This window comes from Pontibacter sp. BAB1700 (genome assembly GCF_000277005.1).
In the GTDB taxonomy this organism is placed as follows: Bacteria; Bacteroidota; Bacteroidia; order Cytophagales; family Hymenobacteraceae; genus Pontibacter; species Pontibacter lucknowensis.
In genome coordinates, this window is record NZ_AKIS01000159.1 from 15121 (window position 1) to 33959 (window position 18839).

16 protein-coding genes, 1 tRNA gene and 3 pseudogenes are annotated in these 18839 nt (G+C 47.2%); 11 read left to right on the forward strand and 9 right to left on the reverse strand.

Going from position 1 to position 18839, the window contains the following annotated elements:
- Positions 1–2 precede the first annotated feature (2 nt).
- Positions 3–248, forward strand: coding sequence for a hypothetical protein (locus O71_RS22030; protein ID WP_192811700.1), 246 nt, complete (start codon positions 3–5; stop codon positions 246–248).
- On the opposite strand, the gene O71_RS17220 is transcribed toward O71_RS22030, so the two are convergent.
- The 3 genes from O71_RS17220 to O71_RS17230 are packed head-to-tail and all read right to left on the reverse strand — an operon-like array spanning position 245 to position 1781.
- Complete coding sequence (locus tag O71_RS17220) at positions 245–982, reverse strand: LytTR family DNA-binding domain-containing protein (RefSeq protein WP_007659397.1); 738 nt, start codon at positions 980–982, stop codon at positions 245–247. The genes O71_RS22030 and O71_RS17220 overlap by 4 nt on opposite strands.
- On the reverse strand, positions 979–1293 hold the full coding sequence (locus O71_RS17225) for a hypothetical protein (RefSeq protein WP_040574597.1): 315 nt from the start codon (positions 1291–1293) through the stop codon (positions 979–981). The genes O71_RS17220 and O71_RS17225 overlap by 4 nt, the downstream gene beginning before the upstream one ends.
- On the reverse strand, positions 1290–1781 hold the full coding sequence (locus O71_RS17230) for a histidine kinase (RefSeq protein WP_192811701.1): 492 nt from the start codon (positions 1779–1781) through the stop codon (positions 1290–1292). Before O71_RS17230 ends, O71_RS17225 begins: the two co-directional genes overlap by 4 nt.
- 909 nt (positions 1782–2690) lie before the next feature.
- Here O71_RS17230 and O71_RS25895 point away from each other — a divergent pair.
- Entirely contained in the window at positions 2691–3374 is a 684-nt protein-coding gene (locus O71_RS25895) for a hypothetical protein (protein WP_237717885.1), read from the forward strand.
- Between the two features lie 141 nt (positions 3375–3515).
- Positions 3516–4631: a hypothetical protein gene (locus O71_RS17240; protein WP_007659400.1), complete on the forward strand. Its 1116-nt coding sequence runs from the start codon at positions 3516–3518 to the stop codon at positions 4629–4631.
- A 95-nt stretch (positions 4632–4726) separates the two neighbouring features.
- Here O71_RS17240 and rfaD read toward each other — a convergent pair.
- Positions 4727–5691 (reverse strand): annotated as a pseudogene (gene rfaD / locus O71_RS17245) (ADP-glyceromanno-heptose 6-epimerase).
- Between the two features lie 109 nt (positions 5692–5800).
- Between rfaD and O71_RS17250 the strand changes: the two are divergent.
- The 4 genes from O71_RS17250 to lpxB all read left to right on the forward strand — a co-directional run bounded on the left by O71_RS17250 (position 5801) and on the right by lpxB (position 9319).
- Entirely contained in the window at positions 5801–6655 is an 855-nt protein-coding gene (locus tag O71_RS17250; RefSeq protein WP_007659402.1) for an ABC transporter substrate-binding protein, read from the forward strand.
- Between the two features lie 37 nt (positions 6656–6692).
- On the forward strand, positions 6693–7700 hold the full coding sequence (locus O71_RS17255) for an iron ABC transporter permease (RefSeq protein ID WP_007659403.1): 1008 nt from the start codon (positions 6693–6695) through the stop codon (positions 7698–7700).
- On the forward strand, positions 7701–8117 hold the full coding sequence (locus O71_RS17260) for a 6-carboxytetrahydropterin synthase (protein WP_007659404.1): 417 nt from the start codon (positions 7701–7703) through the stop codon (positions 8115–8117).
- Positions 8118–8200: 83 nt separating this feature from the next.
- Entirely contained in the window at positions 8201–9319 is a 1119-nt protein-coding gene (gene lpxB, locus O71_RS17265; RefSeq protein WP_007659406.1) for a lipid-A-disaccharide synthase, read from the forward strand.
- 90 nt (positions 9320–9409) lie between these two features.
- Here lpxB and clpX read toward each other — a convergent pair whose 3' ends face one another.
- The 4 genes from clpX to O71_RS17285 form a co-directional block, all read right to left on the reverse strand.
- On the reverse strand, positions 9410–10633 hold the full coding sequence (gene clpX / locus O71_RS17270; RefSeq protein WP_007659408.1) for an ATP-dependent Clp protease ATP-binding subunit ClpX: 1224 nt from the start codon (positions 10631–10633) through the stop codon (positions 9410–9412).
- A 352-nt stretch (positions 10634–10985) separates the two neighbouring features.
- Positions 10986–11684, reverse strand: a complete 699-nt coding sequence (locus O71_RS17275; protein WP_299991818.1) for a ClpP family protease — start codon at positions 11682–11684, stop codon at positions 10986–10988.
- A 91-nt stretch (positions 11685–11775) separates the two neighbouring features.
- The gene (gene tig / locus O71_RS17280; protein ID WP_007659417.1) at positions 11776–13095 is read right to left on the reverse strand and encodes a trigger factor; all 1320 of its coding nucleotides are present in this window, start codon (positions 13093–13095) and stop codon (positions 11776–11778) included.
- Positions 13096–13171: 76 nt separating this feature from the next.
- Positions 13172–13253: transfer RNA gene (locus O71_RS17285), tRNA-Leu, on the reverse strand.
- A gap of 297 nt (positions 13254–13550) precedes the next feature.
- Between O71_RS17285 and O71_RS17290 the strand changes: the two are divergent.
- The 4 genes and pseudogenes from O71_RS17290 to O71_RS17305 all read left to right on the forward strand — a co-directional run bounded on the left by O71_RS17290 (position 13551) and on the right by O71_RS17305 (position 17893).
- A pseudogene (locus tag O71_RS17290) lies at positions 13551–15745 on the forward strand (bifunctional (p)ppGpp synthetase/guanosine-3',5'-bis(diphosphate) 3'-pyrophosphohydrolase).
- Between the two features lie 35 nt (positions 15746–15780).
- Positions 15781–16281: a Fur family transcriptional regulator gene (locus O71_RS17295; RefSeq protein WP_007659421.1), complete on the forward strand. Its 501-nt coding sequence runs from the start codon at positions 15781–15783 to the stop codon at positions 16279–16281.
- Positions 16253–16603 (forward strand): STAS domain-containing protein, encoded by a 351-nt coding sequence (locus O71_RS17300; RefSeq protein ID WP_007659423.1) that lies wholly within the window; start codon positions 16253–16255, stop codon positions 16601–16603. The genes O71_RS17295 and O71_RS17300 overlap by 29 nt, the downstream gene beginning before the upstream one ends.
- A gap of 7 nt (positions 16604–16610) precedes the next feature.
- A pseudogene (locus tag O71_RS17305) lies at positions 16611–17893 on the forward strand (adenylosuccinate synthase).
- 728 nt (positions 17894–18621) lie between these two features.
- Here O71_RS17305 and O71_RS25900 read toward each other — a convergent pair.
- On the reverse strand, positions 18622–18839 hold a 218-nt coding region (locus O71_RS25900), incomplete at its 5' end, for a hypothetical protein (RefSeq protein ID WP_237717886.1).

An 18839-nucleotide genomic window follows, 5' to 3' on the forward strand; every position in this document is an offset into this window, starting at 1 on the left:
AGGTGAGCAAGCGTACCGTTTCAGGACTTGTTCGTTGGGTGAACATTGAGTTTGATGGCGATATGAATTCCTATGTGGGATACGAAATACTCAACGCGCTGCGTCCCGGCAATAACCTGACCTGGTCTTTCAACGTGCAGCAGCGCCTGAGTAATGGGCTCAACATTTCGCTTAACTACGATGGGCGTAAGGCCAACAGTGTGGGTGCTGTGCATACCGGTCGTACACAGGTATCGGTATTGTTTTAATTCACCCGCTTGCTTTTCAGTAGTTTTGCATTGATCATGTCCAGCAAAGCTGTCCTGTAACTTGATCCCATCGGCACCACATTGCCAGTACTCAGCACGATCTGGTTGCCTTCTACAGTCTTGACTTTGGGCAGGTGCACAATGAAGGATTTGTGTACCCGGGCAAAATCGGTAGCGGGCAGGTGCTCCTCTACTTCTTTCATGCTCAGGTAGGTAGTCAGCTTTTCAGTGGCAGTCTGGATACGCACGTAGTTTTGCATCGCTTCTACATAGCTTATCTCCTCGAAGTTCACCCGCACAAACTTGCCCTTTACATCCGTTTTGATAAAAAAATAACCATCATTCTGCTCTACAGCAGGTATAGCTTGCCTTGGCTGCAGACTCTCCTTTACTTTGGTTACACCCTTCAGGAAACACTCGTAGGAGATGGGCTTCAGTAGAAAATCAACAGCATTCTTCTCGAAAGCCTGGTAGGCATAGTCCGGGTAGGCAGTTGTGAAGACCACGGTAGTGCGGCTGTTGATGAGCCCGGCCAGGTCGACGCCCGAAAGCTGTGGCATGTCTACATCCAGAAATGTGATATCAGCCGTCAGCTGCCCTGAAGCAATTGCATCGAGGGCTTGCAATGGGTTTTCTTCGGCCCCGATCAGTAGCAGGCCAGGTGTGTTCTGTATATACCTGGACAGTACCTCTAGCGCATGGCGCTCATCATCTACTACATAGCATGTGATCATGTTAGCTTTATTTTAAGGTGCACGGCGTGTCGTTGCTCGTCTTCGTCTATGGTGAGGGTATAGTCCTGTTCATCGTAAAATTCACTGAGGCGGGTTTTAGCATTCTGTATACCGATGCCATACCCGCGACCACCATGGTGCTTGCGCTTTTTGTTGGAGGTACTGAAGTGAAGCGTGTCCTGTTGATTCGCGATTGAAATGCAGGCAGTTTGTGTCGGGTCGGTGAGGTCACCATGCTTAAAGGTATTTTCCACAAAAGTGAGTAGGAGCAGCGGTGGAATTTTGCCCTGTAGCCTGCCGCTGCACTTCATTTGTAAATGGAGTGGATAGCTAAAGCGAAGCTGTTAAGGGCTATGTACTTTTCGATGTGCTCCACTTCATGTTGCAGGTCGGTTTTTCCGTCATCGTGTACCCGCTGCAAGGCATAATGCATTACTTCTGACAGCAGCAATACACCTTCTGAAGCCTTTGGTGAAACATCCTGTACTGAGTTGTAGATAAAGTTAAGCGTGTTGAAGAGCAGGTGCGGACTGATCTGGGCCTGTAGCAGGGCATTCTGAGAGCGTACCAACCCTTTTTCGAGCTCGGCTTTTTCACGCTCAGCCTGCAAGCGCTCCAATTCCATCTGATTGATGTGTTTCTGGTTCTTGATGGTCTGGCGTAAAAACCAGTAAGCTGTGCTGAAACTCAGGAAATAAAAGCAACGCCATGTAGCACGAAGATACCATATCTTGTCAGGATTAAATTGCCTGGGAGTATCTCGAAATGGATTGACCAGCTTTTCTATGCCAAATTGCATGAGGAGATAGGCACCTATAATGGCAGGGACTAAAGCCAGCAGTAGCAGTAACTTGTTATACTTAAGCGTATTGTGCAATACAACGTGTGCAAAAAAGTAAAAGAGGCCAATATTGAGAGTATACCAAATCATCCACTCCCACAGAGCAGTAATGTTAGGGTTAATGAGGGTGACAAGCGATACTTCATAGAAAATGAAGACAGCCCAGCCCAGAACATGGTATAAAAAGTGGCGGTATTTTACGCTTTTAAGCATCCCTAAAACAACGCATTACTTTGTTAACACGCAACACCATTCATCTACAGCAAAAGTCTGTTCGTGTAATATTCTTTCCTCTTTATATAGTTATTTCTATCTTTAGTATAGGTTGGTTGATAAAGAATAGTGTAGGCTTGCCAGGTATAACCTGTGAGCCTACCTATACTTCCTCTGATCTTCAGCAATTACTATCACGAAGTATACCCTCTACTACCAATGAAACAGCTTATACCCAATAAGTACCTTTTGCCTTTACTCTGCCTGTCCTTACTGTTCTCTTACTGTAAAAAAGAGCTCGATGAAATTGAGATAGATCCCGTTGTTGCCTGGGAAGCACACAATAAGTTCTTGTACAACCAGCGGTTTATTGTAAACCTGTATGCTGCTGAGGCTGAAGACAGACTGCAGGTTTTAGGAATGTACTTATTCTCTAAGATATCCCATGCCAGGAAAGGGGCAAAGGTGAGTAACTATGTGCACCCTTTCAGAGACCTGTCACACTACAATTACCCTATGAACTCCAATATATTTACAGGAGCTGAAGATGGCAGTTTGTATTTCAGATCAGTGAGCGATCCGGTGACTAGCGGAGCAAACCTTAGAATATATGCAAAGGAAATTGACCCTAGTTTTCTTGAGTTTGAACTAGTAATGTCTAACGCACTGGAAAGCATGGCTATCTCAGAGAACAATGTTGCTCTGGTGCCATACAGGTATGCGAATGAGAAAACCGGAAGATCTGGGCTGCGGTATTTTCTGGTAAAACTAGGGGTCGACAAATCCAATCAGAGTTTTAGTAAGATCGTGTTGGAAGAGGTTAAAATACTTACACCCGCGCAAGAAGGTGGCTTTGTCCGGTATATGCGTTCACACCAGAATAACTTTTATGTTGCCACCGACTGGGGATTCTATAAGATTTCGGAAGAAGGTGAAATTGATTTCCAGATGCCGGACCAGGTAGCTTATGCGACATTTGAGCACAAAGGCGAACTCTATACTTTGGCCAGGCACGGAAGACAACAGACACACGCCTTGTTCCGGGCTGTGTCCGGGCAATCCTGGTCTTTGGATGCACACGCAGGAAATGCAGCGGAGTGGTTCAACTATATTGCAATTAGCGATGATGTAATACTGGCCTTTCGCCATAGCCAGATATTTGAGGTGGAGGTAGGTATAGATAAGCTGCAGTTAAGAGAACTTGACAATACCGGGCTTGTAGGCCACACGATCACTTCTATCGCTAAAGTGAAGAACAAAGTATATATTGGCACCCAATCTGGCCTCTTCAGCAAAGCGACAGAACATTTGCTGACTTATAAGGAAGTGGAGAACTAACATTTATATCTTAAACCCAAGTGAATCGATAGAGCCCATGTAGACGGGGAGGGTTCTTAGATATTTAACTCCACGATCGCATTATTTTATCGGAGTCTCTGAAACAGATTATTAGTTATAGCAACAATACTTTTTACTTCTATGAAGCATCTTATAGCAAGCAGGTATTTGATGCCCTTGCTTTGTTTAACCTTATTGCTTTTTTCCTGCAAAAAAGATATTGAAGAGATCGAGGCAGATCCTGTGGTTGCCTGGAAGGTGCATGATCAGTTTCTGCATTACAATCGGTACATCGCTAACCTCTATAGTGCGACTGACAAACTTCAGGTACTGGGGATGGACTTCTTATCAACCATTTCGATGGAAGGGGGCCGTGAGAAAGTAATACATTACCCGCATTATTTCAAAAATGTGTCGCACCACAAGCACCCAATAAGCTCCAGAATTTTTGGCGGTACAGATGGAAATTACCTGCATCTCAGAAGCGTAAATAATCCTTTGCATAGCGGGACATACCTTGCCTTAGATGTAGCCAAACTTGATCCGCAGTTTAGGGGGTTTAGTCTGGCGGCGATGAAGTTGAACGAAAGCTTTGCCATTTCAGAGAATCATGTAGCATTGGTTCCTTATACCTACCTCAATGAAGATACTGGAAGACACGGCCTGCGGTATCTTTTAGTGAAATTAGCAGTTGAGACGAATCATTTCGGTGATGACAGAATTGTGCTTGAAGAGATGCTCGTTCTGACGCCAGCCGAAGTAGGAGGAAAAGTGCTGCATATGCGATCGCACGGCAACAACTTTTATGTGGGAACGGATTGGGGCTTCTATAAAATCACAGAAGACGGTGAGATTAATTATCAAATGCCAAAAGAAGTAGGGGTCACCTCTTTTGAGCATAAGGGCAATATCTATAGCATAGTTAGTAATTGGGAAAAGCAAACAGTTAGTTTAATGCGATCTATATCTGACCAGACTTGGTCATTGGATGCGCAGCTAACTGATGCACCGGGCAGGCTTTCATACTATGCCATCAGCGATGACATCTTGTTAGCCAGTTACTACAGCCAGATTTTCACAATTGAGTTAGGAATAGACAAACTGCTTATAAGAGAGCTAGATAATACCGGTCTGGAAGGCCACTTTATCACATCTATCGCTAAAGTAGGTAGCAAGGTATACATCGGCACACAGTCTGGTTTGTTCAGTAAAGAAGCAGAACATTTGCTGACTTATAAAGAGGAAGAGAAGAAATAACAGCTAGAATCAGGCTAAAAGCAAGGCCCCGCCTATGAAACCATAAGCGGGGCCTTGCTATACCTGTTAGGTCGTAAATTACTCAGTAAGTAGTATTAATAATTACCTTCCTCCACCAGGTAGTTCTGCACATAATCCTTCACACCTTCTTCTAAGGTATGGAACGCACGATCATAGCCGATAGAGCGGAGCTTGCTCATATTAGCTTCTGTGAAATACTGGTAGTTGTCGCGCAAGTTCTCCGGCGTGTCCATAAAATCGATGTTAGGCTCTACACCCATGGCATCGAATGTGTTGAGGGCCAGCGCCATAAAAGTGCGGGCCTTACCAGATCCCAGGTTATAGATGCCGGAATTTTTGCGATGCTGCATCAGGAACATGCATACCTCCACTACATCTTTCACATACACAAAGTCGCGCATCTGCTCACCATCGGCAAAATCCGGGTGGTGGGAGCGGAAAAGCTTCATGCTGCCTTTTTCCTTGATCTGGTTATAGGCATGAAAAATAACGGATGCCATCTTTCCTTTGTGGTATTCATTCGGGCCATACACGTTGAAGAACTTCAGGCCTGCCCAGAAGAAAGGCTTTGCCGTTTGCTCGAGTGCCCACTTATCGAAGTCGTTTTTAGAATCGCCGTAAGGGTTAAGGGGCTTCAGTAGAGGTATAGTGGCTTCTTCATCGTCGTAGCCAAGCGTACCTGAGCCGTAGGTAGCCGCTGACGAAGCGTATACCAGCGGGATCTGGTATTCGCAACAGGCGTTCCATACCTGTTTGGAGTAGTTGAGGTTGAGTAGGTCGAACACATCTTTGTTGAACTCGGTGGTATCGGTGCGGGCACCCAGGTGAAGATAAACTCAACTTCTTCGTAGTTCTCGTCCAGCCATTCAAAGAAACCGTCGCGGTCTACGTACTCTTTTATCTTTTTCCCTTTCAGGTTTCCTTCTTTTTTGGCGACAGAAAAATTGTCCACCACCACGATATCATTAAAGTTAGCTGCATTGAGCCTGCTCACAAGGCAACTCGCAATAAAGCCGGCAGCACCAGTTACAACGATCATAATTCAGTTTTATAGGCTGTAAAGTAATATTGCGTTAAATTTACGAAAATAAACGGAGCCGAAGCGCACATCGTCTTGTCGCTCCTTCAATCAGAAACCGATCTATACCTTGCATCCATACCTGAACAAGTTTTTGGCAGTGTGCCTGCTGATCTTTTGCTTTGCCTGCAGCTCCGGAAAAGAAGAGCAGGCAGGGGAGGAGCTGGTGCTGCAGGACGACCTGGGGCGTGATATCAAATTGAAGCAGCAGCCTGAGCGGGTGATGGCTTTTGCCTCCTCCATGACTGAAATGCTGTTTGCCGTTTGCGACACAGCTTCTATTATCGGGCGCACACCCCAGTGCGACTACCCGGCAGAGGTATACAGCAAGCCTGTGGTAAACAATTACCCGGTTGATCTGGAGCAGGTGCTGGCTCTGAAACCCGACCTGATCTTTACAGTGGAAGGTATAACCCCGCTGGATGTGGCCGCCCGATTGGAAGAGTTAGGTATACCGGTGTATTATCAGAAATACCGAAGTGTGGAGGATATCCTGAAAGGTATAGAGGACATCGGCCGCATCATGGGCCGAGAGCAGCAGGCAAACCTTCTGGCAGATTCGCTGCGACAGCAGGTGCAGGAGATCGAGCGCAGGTATAGCGGACAGGCGCAGCAGCAGCGGGTGCTGACCATTACCTGGAGCGACCCGATCTACGTGTATGGGCAAAACACCATCCTGACAGATCAGCTGCGTATACTGGGAGCAAAAAATGCTGTGCAAGAAGTGTTTGACCAGCCTTACCCAGCACTCACCCGCGAGTATATTCTTAAACTGAACCCGGATGTGCTGTTGGGCGGAAGTATAGAGCGGCTGGAGCGGGAGTTTTTCAGCCTATACCCGGAGCTGCGCAAAATTGCCGCCTACCAGAACAAACGTATCTACCAGCCTACTGGCAACCTGATCGAGCGGCCAAGCCCACGGTAGTAGAGTCGATACGTGAACTTGAAAGCTTCCTATACCCATGAGAAGCGCCTTATACTTTGCTGGAGCTTTTCTATTGATCTTGGTAGCGTTGGTGCTCGGGCTGCAGGTCGGTACTTTCGAGGTGGACCTGGCTACAATCTGGCAGGCTGTTTTTCACTACGACCCGGATAATACCACCCATTTTGCCATCGCACACCTGCGCCTGCCCAGGCTGCTATTGGCCTTAGTCGTAGGTGCTTCGCTGGCTTTCTGCGGTTACCTGATGCAAGCCATGGTCAACAACGGGCTGGCTGATCCATACCTGTTGGGCACTGCCTCTGGCGCGTCGTTGGGTGCTGTGATTGTGTTCTTCGGTTTTATTGAAGTGTCTATCGGAGGTTTTTACATGCCGCCGGTGTTCGCACTTGTGGGAGCTTTTGTGGTAACGCTGGTGGTGGTGGTGCTCGGTTACCGGAAGCGGCAGCTTATACCTGCGCAACTGCTATTGGCAGGTATAGCCATCAGCTCGTTAGTGACAGCTATAGTAGGTCTACTCACTTTTCTGTCTGATTCAGAAGGAAAACTCAAGTCTGTGATATTCTGGTCAATGGGCAGTTTTGAGCGGGCAAGCTGGTCGCTGCTGCCATACCCGGCTACAGCTTTGTTAGTGGCGCTTTTGCTCTTTGCTTTCCTGCAGAAGCAGCTCAACATCCTATTGCTCGGTGCCGACCGGGCACAGGCTTTGGGGGTGAACGTGACGCAAACCCGTTGGGCGATTTTGTCTACTATTTCTATCGTAACAGGCTTCGCGGTAGCTACCTCCGGACCTATCGGCTTTGTGGGACTGATCATTCCGCACGTAACCCGCGGACTGATGGGGGCAACTGGCAGGAGCAACCTGCTTTTCTGTGCTTTTGTGGGTGGTTTGTTCATGCTGCTCTGCGATCTTTTGTCCCGTATTTTATATCCGCCAGCTGGCCTGCCAATTGGAATCATTACATCGTTCTTTGGTGTTCCTTTCTTCGTATATTTGCTGTCCCAAAAGAATTATAAGTTTAGCAGTTAAATGATTTACGTAAGCAGATTAGAGCATTTCAATGCAGCCCACAAGCTGCACAACCCGAACTGGTCGTTGGCGAAGAATAAGGAGGTTTTCGGGCCATGTGCGAATACCAATTGGCATGGGCACAATTATGAGCTGATCGTGACCGTAAAAGGAAAGCCGGATCCTGACACCGGCTTTGTGATTGACCTCAAAAAGCTGAGCACGCTTATCCGCAAGCACATCATCGAGAAGGTAGACCATAAGAACCTCAACCTGGATGTGGCTTTCATGGAAGACAAGCTGGCCAGCACAGAGAACCTGGTAGTAGAGTTCTGGAAAATTCTGGAACCTAAAATCGCCGAAATTTCCCAAGCCAGGCTACATAGCCTCAAATTATATGAAACTCCACGCAACTACGTGGAGTATTTTGGCGAATAAGCAATCATAGCCTTTTGGCTATACCTGTTCCGTTGCTTTCTTCGTTTCTGCCACATCAGGCAGCCCAAACGCATACACATTAGATGAAATATTACATTATAGCCGGCGAACGCTCAGGCGATCTGCACGCTTCTAACCTCATCAAACAGCTCCGGAAACAAGATCCCGAGGCTGACATAAGAGGGTGGGGAGGCGATATGATGCAGGAAGCCGGCATGCACCTGGTGAAGCATTACCAGGAAATGGCCTTTATGGGCTTTGCGGAGGCTGCCGCCAATTTTTTTAAGATATTGGGCTTCCTGCGCGAGTGCAAAGAGGATATCACAGCCTTTAAACCGGATGTGATCATCCTAGTGGATTATGCCGGCTTCAACATGCGGATCGCCAAGTTTGCAAAAGAGCACGGCCTCAAAGTTTTCTATTACATCTCTCCCAAGATCTGGGCCTGGAACCAGGGCCGGGTGCACAAGATCAAGCGCCTCGTAGACCGCATGTTCGTTATCATGCCCTTTGAGGAGGAGTTCTATGGCCGCTTTGATTACAAAGTAGACTACATCGGCAATCCGGTCGCAGACTCAGTGAACGATCACGTCGTGGCGCCTGATTTCAGAGTGCGAAACCATATCCAAAACAACAAGCCTATCATTGCATTGCTGCCGGGTTCTCGTAAGCAGGAGATTGAAAATATGCTGGAGGTCATGTTGAGTGTGCTTCCTTCGTTCCGCGATTATCAGTTTATCGTGGCTGGTGTATCGAACTTCTCGAAAGAGTATTACGAGCAGTACAACAAGGATCCGAATATCAAGATCGTATACGACCAGACCTACGACTTGCTAGCACATGCTAAAGCTGCCCTGGTAACCTCAGGTACAGCCACGCTCGAAACGGCCTTGTTTGATGTGCCGCAGGTCGTGTGTTACAAAACCAGCGCCATCTCTTATGCCATTGGCAAACGTGTAATCAAGGTTCCTTACATTTCGCTCGTTAACCTGATTGCCGATAAACCAATTGTAACGGAGCTGATTCAGGAAGACTTTACGGCCAAGAAGATCGTAGCCGAGCTTAAGAGTATCCTGTTTGACAAGTATGCCATGCAGAAGCAGAAAGAAGGCTATGCGCTTGTGAAGAAAAGAATAGGGGAGTACCGTACAGCTGAGCGGGCCGCAGAGCTGATGGTGGGATACATGAAGGAGAATGTATAAACTACAAATTCACACAAAGGTGTGCTATACCTAAAAAGGGAAGGCCTCAGCTGTATGCAGCTGAGGCCTTCCCTTTTATCTTGCTATACCTTAGGCAACACGTAGTTGCTTCAGAGGTGATTTATCAAACTTGTCGCGGGCATATTCGCCGGTGATCACCAGTTCTTTAGCACCTTCTTCAGACGGCAACTCAAACATGGCATCTGTCATAATGCCTTCGCAAATAGAACGCAAGCCTCGGGCGCCAAGCTTATACTCGGCAGCTTTTTCTACAATGTAATCCAGCGCATCGTCATCAAAGCTAAGGCTGATGTTTTCCATCTCAAACAGACGCTTGTACTGCTTCACGATAGAGTTCTTCGGCTCCAGCAGGATCAGACGAAGCGTATCCTTATCTAGTGGGTTCAGGTGCGTCAGCACTGGCAGACGACCGATCAGCTCAGGTATAAGTCCGAAGTTCTTCAGATCCTGGGCAGTCAGGTAACGGAGGAAGTTCTCCTTCTCTTCTGATTCATCCTGCTTCGACTTAGAGAAGCCAATCGGACGCGTATTGAGGCGGTTCTTGATCAGGCGGTCTATACCTACAAAAGCACCACCGCAAATGAACAGAATGTTCTCGGTGTTCACCGTGATCATCTTCTGCTCCGGGTGCTTACGGCCACCCTGTGGCGGTACGTTCACTACCGTGCCTTCGAGCAGTTTCAGCAATGCCTGCTGCACACCTTCGCCACTCACGTCGCGGGTAATAGAAGGGTTATCGCTCTTGCGGGCAATTTTATCGATCTCGTCAATGTATACAATACCGCGCTCAGCTGCTTCTACGTTATAGTCGGCAGCCTGCAGCAGGCGTGTCAGGATGCTCTCTACGTCTTCACCTACATAGCCAGCCTCTGTCAGTACAGTTGCATCAGCTATACAGAAAGGCACCTGCAGAATACCAGCCATCATGCGGGCCAGGTAGGTCTTGCCTGTACCGGTTTCACCTACCATAATGATGTTAGACTTCTCGATCACGACATCATCGTCGTTGGTACGCTGCATCAAACGCTTGTAATGGTTGTACACCGCTACTGACATTACCTTCTTCGCCTCATCCTGGCCAACCACAAACTGATCAAGGTACTCCTTCATCTGTTTCGGCTTCATCAGGTTGAACTTAGGCGTGCGGCTGTTGGCGCGTATCTTATTCTCCTCGTTCAGGATTTGCTGTGCCTGCCCGATACAACGGTCGCAAATGTGCGCGTTGATACCGGATATCATCACAGATACGTCTTTTTTGTTCTTGCCACAAAATGAGCAGGTAATTTCAGCCATAAAAAAGTTTGTTCAGAAGATTTTTTTGGCCCTCGCGGGTGTAATTCAAAAGCAAAGGTACAAAATTGAAACCTTACTAAGGTAGTATTTTAATCTCTAAAATGTTGATATGGTTATAAAAAGTAACCATAAATTAAAAAATTGCTATTACTGTATCTTGATTTAAAGTCCTGTTTTACAGTTATTTAAAGACTTAAGCTGTCCACAAACCCATGTTGATAAATTTTTGAGCAGAGTTTGACCTGTAGGAACATGTATGATTACGGTACAATTCTTTCTTGCTAAATAAAACAGCAAAGCCCATGCCTGGGTACAGGATGGGCTTTGCTGTCAAATGTTGTTTTGAGGATACTTACTCTTTCTTGCGGTGCAATACCTCGTCAATCAGACCGTATTCTTTCGCTTCCTCTGCTTTCATCCAATAATCACGATCAGAGTTGTCGTATACCTCCTGGTATGACTTGCCGGAGTGCTCAGCCAGAATTTCGTATAGCTCCTTTTTCAGCTTCAGGATCTCACGCGCTGTGATCTCGATATCTGAAGCCTGGCCCTGCGCACCGCCCATTGGCTGGTGAATCATAATGCGGGAGTGCGGTAGGGCAGAGCGCTTGTTCTTGGCTCCACCTGCCAGCAGTACGGCACCCATCGAGGCAGCCAGGCCTGTACAGATCGTCGCTACATCAGGGTTTACATACTGCATGGTGTCATAGATGCCAAGGCCGGCGTATACGGACCCACCCGGGCTGTTGATATAAAGCAGGATATCCTTCTTCGCGTCAGCCGACTCGAGGAACAGCAATTGGGCTGTAATGATGTTGGCAATGAAGTCATCCACCTGTGTACCCAGGAAAATGATACGGTCCATGATCAGGCGCGAGAACACGTCGATCTCACGGAAGTTCGTGGGACGTTCCTCAATTACAGAACGCGTCATGCTCTCGATGGTATGCATCGCTCTGCCTTCTACATGGCTAATATATTGATCTACGCCCAGGCCGCTCATGCCCTGGCCCTTTACGGCAAATTTCCGGAACTCGTCTTTGTTAAACATCATCTTGTTTAGATTTACGGTTTGGTCAAAAATAAAAAAGTCCTTTAAATAATAAAGGACTTTTTAAGTTAAATATTATAAATCGTTCTTATTACGACAGGTTTTTGAAGTCCTCTGTAGAGATTGTCTTCTCTACAACAGTCATCGTCTCTTTTAGTTTAGCGAGCACCTTCTCGGCCAGCAGTTGCTCGTACTCATTAATGTAGTTACGGCCATTGTCCTGCTGCAGATACTGGTTAGCATAGTTATTCATGCTCTCTACCAGTTCCTCTGGAACTTCTGGCATATTGAACTGGGCCAACATCTTCTCTTTCGTGCTGTTCACCACCTCTTCGTTGGTTACTTTCAGCTCGTTCTCCTCTACCACCTTGTTCTTGATCATGGACCACTTCAGCTCCTTCAGATACTTATCGAAGTTCTCCTCGATCTGCTCTGTCGTCAGGCGACCTTCGTTAGTCACTTGCAGCCAACGCTTGAAGAACTCGTTTGGAAGTTCTACCTCTACGTTGTCAACCAAAGTATCAATAATATTGCGGTACAGCAGGTTGTCAGCTTCACGGTCGTAGTTCTCCTTGATCGTTTCGCGGATCTTAGCGTCGAACTCTTCTTCCGTCTTCACTTCGTCCTTACCGAACAATTTGTCAAACAGCTCCTGGTTCAATTCAGCAGCCTCCGTGCGGTTGATTTTCTCTACAGTGAATTCGAATTCACCGTTCAGGTCAGCTACCACATCTTTGCTCATGCCAGTTACATGGGCCAGCGCGCTGTTGTCGTCACCAAATGCCTTGCGGATATCGAAGCGGATCACGTCACCGGCTTTAACACCCATGAACTGATCTTTACCTTCTACTACACGGTTTGTAGGGATAAGCGTCTTAGACTCAAATTCGCCTTCTACTTGCTTCAGGTCACCGTAGATAAAGTCACCCTCTTCAGAAGTCTCCGGGTTGGTGGTCTTGCCAAATTGGCGTTTCAGGTTTTCGTAAGCCTCATCTACCGTTGTCTGGTCCAGCTCTACAGTGTAACCCTCTACGCTTTTATCAAGCGGAAGGTTGAAGTCTGGCAGCAGGCCAACAGCATACGTGAATTCGAACTCTTTCTGGTTATCCCAGTCAATGTTTTCCTGGCTTGGCTCCGGAAGTGGCTCGCCCAGCAGTTTTACATCGTTATCCTTGATATACTTAGAGATCTCCTCCTGAAGAAGTTTGTTGATAGACTCAACCAGTATGCTCTTGCCATACATCTTCTTGATAAGGCCGGCAGGCACTTTACCAGGTCTGAAGCCTTTGATCTGGGCTTTCTTGCTGAATTCTTTTACTTGCTGCTCAACCTGTGGAGCATAGTCTGCCTCTTCAAGGACTACCTTCAGTTGCGCGTTAGTGCCGTCGGTTTGATTTAATGTAATATTCAAGGCTTACAAAAATTTATTGATGATACATCTAGTAAAAACAAACCCCCAACATGGGCTGTTGAGGGTTTCGTTTGTGTGCGGATGGAGGGACTCGAACCCCCATGCCTCGCAGCGCTAGATCCTAAGTCTAGTGCGTCTACCAATTTCGCCACATCCGCATGTGTGCTTGTTTGTAATGATGGTGCAAATTTACGAACGCTAATTTTAAATGCAAGAGGCCGGCTTAAAAAAAGCGAATATTTTTTCTTCTTTTTCTCAGCCAGTACAGCGTGTAAGCGCTTAATGGTTCAGCATCAGTAAATTGCACGATTCGCATGGCGCAGTGTGTATGAAAGCGGATATTCATGTATATTTGAAACTTAAAACGCCACTGCCTCACTTATACTTATAAACAGTAGCATAAGTATGGCGGCAAGCCCAACTGGCTTGCACACCCAATACTTTCTAGCTTTAGCATGAACATGATCGATCCAGAAGCAGAACGCAAAGAGATCCTTAGACACTACCGCAGATTACTTCGGCACGCCAAGCCTTTCCTGAAGGACAACGACGCAAGATCATCAAGAAGGCATTCAATACATCCGTTGAGGCGCACAAAGACATGCGCCGTAAATCCGGTGAACCTTACATTCTGCATCCGTTGGCTGTGGCACAGATTGCGGTCGAGGAAATCGGGCTCGGTACTACTTCTATTGTGGCGGCTCTGCTGCACGATGTAGTAGAGGATACCGATATGGAGGTAGAGGAAGTTGAGCGTGAGTTTGGGACCAGCGTGGCTCGGATCATCGAAGGTCTGACCAAAATATCCGGTGTTTTCGACTATGGCACCTCGCAGCAAGCCGAAAACTTCCGGAAGATGCTGCTCACATTGTCGGATGACGTACGGGTGATTCTGATCAAGCTGGCCGACCGCTTGCACAACATGCGTACGCTCGACAGCATGCCGCGTCATAAGCAGCTCAAGATCGCTTCAGAAACCATGTACCTGTATGCGCCCCTGGCACACCGCCTGGGACTTTATGCCATCAAGTCTGAACTGGAAGACCTATACCTGAAGTATACCGATACTGAAACCTATAAGGACATTTCAACCAAGATACGACAGACCCGCAGTGCCCGGGGTAAGTTTATCAAGGATTTCATTGCGCCTATAGAGGAAGAGCTGCGCCGGCATGGGTTTAAATTTAACATCAAGGGCAGGCCTAAGTCGATCTACTCTATATTAAAGAAGATCAAAAAGCAGAACATCACCTTTGAGGAGATTTACGACCTGTTTGCCATCCGCATCACGCTGGATGTACCGCTGGAACATGAGAAGGCAGCCTGCTGGCAGGTATACTCAATTATAACAGACTTCTATCAGCCCAACCCCGATCGTCTGCGTGACTGGGTGAACACCCCAAAGGCTAACGGTTACGAGTCGCTGCACACTACTGTTATGAGTAAGTCCGGGCAGTGGGTGGAGGTGCAGATACGCACCAAGCGTATGGACGAGATTGCCGAGCGTGGTTATGCGGCACACTGGAAGTATAAGAGCGATGGCAGCGGGGGCGAATCAGGCCTGGAACTGTGGATAAACAAAGTGCGGGACATGCTGGAGAACAACACGGCCAACGCACTGGAATTTATGGACGAGTTCCGCAAAAACCTTTTTGTAGAGGAGGTGTTTGTCTTTACGCCCAAAGGGGAACTGCTTATACTGCCAGACCGGGCTACCGCACTCGACTTCGCATTTGAAATTCATTCTCAGATCGGCCTGCACTGCCTTGGAGCGAAAGTAAACCAGAAACTGGTGCCGCTCAGCTTCAGGCTGCGCAACGGTGACCAGGTAGAGATCCTAACCTCACAGAAGCAAAAGCCGAATGAAGAGTGGCTGGATTATGTGGTAACGTCCAAAGCCCGATCGCGCATCAAGGAGTACCTGCGTGAAGAGCGTAAAAACAAGTCAGAGCAGGGCAAGATGATGCTGGAGCGTCGCCTTGCCTACGTGAAGGTGCCCGAAACGCAAGGCAACCTGAACAAATTGCTGGCTTTCTTTAACATCCCATCGGTACAGGATCTGCATTACCGCATTGCGACAGGACATATCGATATCAAAAATATCAAAGAGGTTATCTTTACAGCACAGGCAGAACGGGGTGCCTCCATGCTCGAACCCAAGTCTTTTGACCGGGAGGTGCAGAAAATTCGTGGTGTTACTTCTGATATGCTTGTGATAGGGGAGAACACCTCCAACATGAATTATAAGGTGGCAGCATGCTGTAACCCTATACCTGGCGACGAGGTGTTTGGCTTTGAGTCAGAAGAAGACGGTATCGAGATCCACCGCACCAACTGTAAGAAAGGCATAGAACTGATGTCTAACTACGGCAACCGTATTATCAAAGCCAAATGGACCGATCAGAAAGAGCTGGCCTTCCTGGCAGGTATACGGATTAAGGGGACAGACCGCGTGGGCCTGGTCAATGATTTGACCCGTATCATCTCGAACAGCCTTCGGGTAAACATGCGCTCGATCACAATCGATTCGCATGATGGAATCTTTGAGGGGAATATTATGGTTTTTGTAAATGACACCGGCCACCTGGACAAACTGATTCAGCGCATGGGTAAGGTAACAGGTGTGCTAACGGTCGAGCGATTCGACTAAGCCACTACACCTATTATATATAAGAGAGAAAAATCATGGCAGTAGACCAGCAGAATAGAATAGAAGAAGTAAAGAAAATTTTTACGGCGTACCTGGAGAGCAAGGGGCTTCGCAAAACACCGGAGCGTTATGCCATCCTGGAAGAGATTTACTCCCGTTCAGGTCACTTTGATGTGGAATCACTCTACATCAGCATGAAAAACAAGAACTACCGTGTAAGCCGGGCCACCGTGTATAACACCCTCGACCTATTAGTAGAAAATGACCTGGTAAGCAAGCACCAGTTTGGCCGCAACCTGGCACAGTACGAAAAATCGTACGGCTACCGACAGCACGACCACGTAATCTGCACCGAGTGTCACAAAGTGGTGGAGTTTTGCGATCCTCGCATCCATAATATACAGACCATGGTGGGGGACCTTCTAAATTTTCATATCTTGCACCATTCCCTTAATCTTTATGGGGTATGCGGTGATTGCCGCGCCAAAAAAGCAACTGAACAACAGCATGAAGTATCAGACAGAACTAAAGGATGATGTCCTGTTCATCAGACTGGAAGGTGACCTCGTGGCAGGGCCTGACACCCAGAGGCTGATGGCCGTTGCTGAGGAGCAAGTGGAAAATAAAGTATTGTTGTGCGCTGTAGACCTCTCCAATGTTCGTTTCATGGATAGTAGCGGGATGGGGGTGCTGGTTTCACTTCTTACAAAGTTTCGCAATAGAGGGGGAGAGCTTGTTTTGATCAAGCCGTCCGACCACATTCGCAAACTTTTGATCGTTACGAAGCTCAATGCCATTTTTACCATCGCAGAAAATGATAACTTCGCAGCGCAATTCTTAAAGGAATCAATTTACTAACTCATAAATGGCAGTTGACATACTTATAGGTCTGCAGTGGGGCGACGAAGGCAAAGGCAAAATCGTCGACGTACTGGCTCCTACCTATGACATTGTGGCCCGTTTCCAGGGAGGCCCTAATGCTGGACACACACTCGAATTCGAAGGCACCAAGCACGTGCTTCACCAGATCCCTTCTGGAATTTTCCACTCGCATATTCAGAATATCATTGGCAATGGTGTTGTGCTCGATCCGATCGTTTTCCGCACCGAAATGCAGAAACTACAGGACCGCGGCGTAGACGCAGCCCAGAATCTGTTCATTTCTAAAAAAGCGTCGCTCATCCTGCCATCACATAAAGTGCTTGACAGAGTTTCGGAAGAAGCGCTTGGTTCAGGTAAGATCGGTTCTACACTAAAAGGTATAGGACCTACTTACCAGGATAAGATTGGCAGAGTAGGTTTACGCATAGGCGATATACTGGCTGAGGATTTTCAGGATCGTTATAACAAGCTGGTGGATCGTCACCGTAAGACAGTGGAGTTCTATGGACAGACCTTAGAACTTGGAGAGCAGGAGCAGGCATTCTTTGAAGCAGTTGACTATCTCCGTACACTTAAGCTGGTTGATAGTGAGTACATGATTAACGAAGCCTTGAAAAACGGCAAGCGTGTACTGGCAGAAGGAGCTCAGGGTTCACTGCTGGATGTTGACTTTGGCACATATCCATTTGTTACATCATCTACTACCTTGGTGGCTGGCGCCTGTACAGGACTAGGTGTAGCCCCACGATATATAGGAGAGGTATACGGTATCTTTAAAGCATACTGCACCCGGTAGGTAGTGGACCATTCCCTACAGAGTTGCTGGATGAAGTAGGTGATCAAATCAGAAAAGCAGGGAATGAATTTGGTTCTACAACCGGACGTCCGCGTCGCTGCGGTTGGGTAGATTTGCCAAGTTTGAAGTATTCAATCATGCTGAATGGGGTTACCCAACTGAACATGATGAAAGCTGATGTGCTGACAGAGTTCGATACCATAAAGGTGTGTACGCATTATAAATTGGCATCAGGAGAGATAACCGACCAATTACCACACTCACTGGATACCAAAAGCATAGAGCCGGTCTATGAAGAACTGCCAGGCTGGAAAGTAGACCTGAATCAAATTGATACAGTGGAAGCACTTCCAGAAGCATTCAACAATTATATGACTTTCCTGGAGAAGCACTTGGAAGTACCTATCACAATCGCATCAGTGGGGCCAGATAGAAAGAGCACTCTGAGAAGAGAAAAGACCAGCGTATAATATAGCAGACAAGTATAAAACGAGAGAAGCTTCATTCTAAATAGAATGAAGCCTTCTCTCGTTTTAGGGTAATAAAAAAGCATAGAGATATGGAAAACTGCAAATGGATAAAATCAAATATCTGATATAGAAGTCAGCAAAAGAAAGATTAATAAAAACTGAATAGTCAAGGAACTTGTGAAGCATTGATATATGTTAATCAAAAGCCGCTAGTTGAAAAGCTAGGAAAGAGTGAGGATTACCAAGGGCAAATGCACACGTAGCACCATCACTTGATAGGTATAAAAGAGCATTCACGGGTTGAGTACAAAAACCCGAAAGATTTTCTGAAATTATTCGCCGTGCGCCTCAGGCACTTAGGCGGAACCTGCGGGGGAGGGGGCACAAAGGTAGATCTGCCCCCTTGCGGAACCGGATTTTTTGTGGACCTTTGCACTCCCCACACGGTACAACGGGTCGGGGAAAGAGGGCAGCCGGCAGGGCGGCCACCGGTGGTTGAGCCGAAAGGCCGCCAGACGGAAAGAGACTGAAAAAAACTTTGCGCGGGGTGTTGAAGATGTCAGAACTCTTCTTACCTTTGCAGCCCGCTTCGAAAGGAAGGGGATTCTTGAAAGACTGGTAACAGAGCCTGAAGAAAAGAAAAAAAACTTTGCCTTGGTGCTTGCAGGTTGAAAAGATCTGCTTACCTTTGCAGCCCGCTTCGAAATGAAACGGATTCCGGAAGGCTCCTAACAGGGCCGCAGGAAAAAGGAAAAAAAGTTTTGCCAGGTTATTGCGGATTTAAAAAGTCTTCTTACCTTTGCAACCCGCTCCGGGACGAGGGTTTCGAAAGGCGAAAGCGAGGAGTGCTGATCGGTTAAGCGAACCGAAAAGAAGAGAAAAAAAGATTGAGATTTTGCTTGGAAGTTGGAAAATTTTTCCGACCTTTGCACACCGAAAACGAGGA

What these genes read in the sequence shown, in the direction of transcription:
- O71_RS17240 (WP_007659400.1), top strand. Translation starts at nt 3,516, where the DNA reads ATGAAGCATCTTATAGCAAGCAGGTATTTGATGCCCTTGCTTTGTTTA.
- O71_RS17230 (WP_192811701.1), bottom strand. Translation starts at nt 1,781, where the DNA reads ATGCAATTTGGCATAGAAAAGCTGGTCAATCCATTTCGAGATACTCCC.
- O71_RS25895 (WP_237717885.1), top strand. Translation starts at nt 2,691, where the DNA reads ATGTCTAACGCACTGGAAAGCATGGCTATCTCAGAGAACAATGTTGCT.
- O71_RS17300 (WP_007659423.1), top strand. Translation starts at nt 16,253, where the DNA reads ATGAAGTATCAGACAGAACTAAAGGATGATGTCCTGTTCATCAGACTG.
- O71_RS17275 (WP_299991818.1), bottom strand. Translation starts at nt 11,684, where the DNA reads ATGTTTAACAAAGACGAGTTCCGGAAATTTGCCGTAAAGGGCCAGGGC.
- O71_RS17255 (WP_007659403.1), top strand. Translation starts at nt 6,693, where the DNA reads ATGAGAAGCGCCTTATACTTTGCTGGAGCTTTTCTATTGATCTTGGTA.
- O71_RS17220 (WP_007659397.1), bottom strand. Translation starts at nt 982, where the DNA reads ATGATCACATGCTATGTAGTAGATGATGAGCGCCATGCGCTAGAGGTA.
- O71_RS17295 (WP_007659421.1), top strand. Translation starts at nt 15,781, where the DNA reads ATGGCAGTAGACCAGCAGAATAGAATAGAAGAAGTAAAGAAAATTTTT.
- lpxB (WP_007659406.1), top strand. Translation starts at nt 8,201, where the DNA reads ATGAAATATTACATTATAGCCGGCGAACGCTCAGGCGATCTGCACGCT.
- clpX (WP_007659408.1), bottom strand. Translation starts at nt 10,633, where the DNA reads ATGGCTGAAATTACCTGCTCATTTTGTGGCAAGAACAAAAAAGACGTA.
- O71_RS17260 (WP_007659404.1), top strand. Translation starts at nt 7,701, where the DNA reads ATGATTTACGTAAGCAGATTAGAGCATTTCAATGCAGCCCACAAGCTG.
- O71_RS17225 (WP_040574597.1), bottom strand. Translation starts at nt 1,293, where the DNA reads ATGAAGTGCAGCGGCAGGCTACAGGGCAAAATTCCACCGCTGCTCCTA.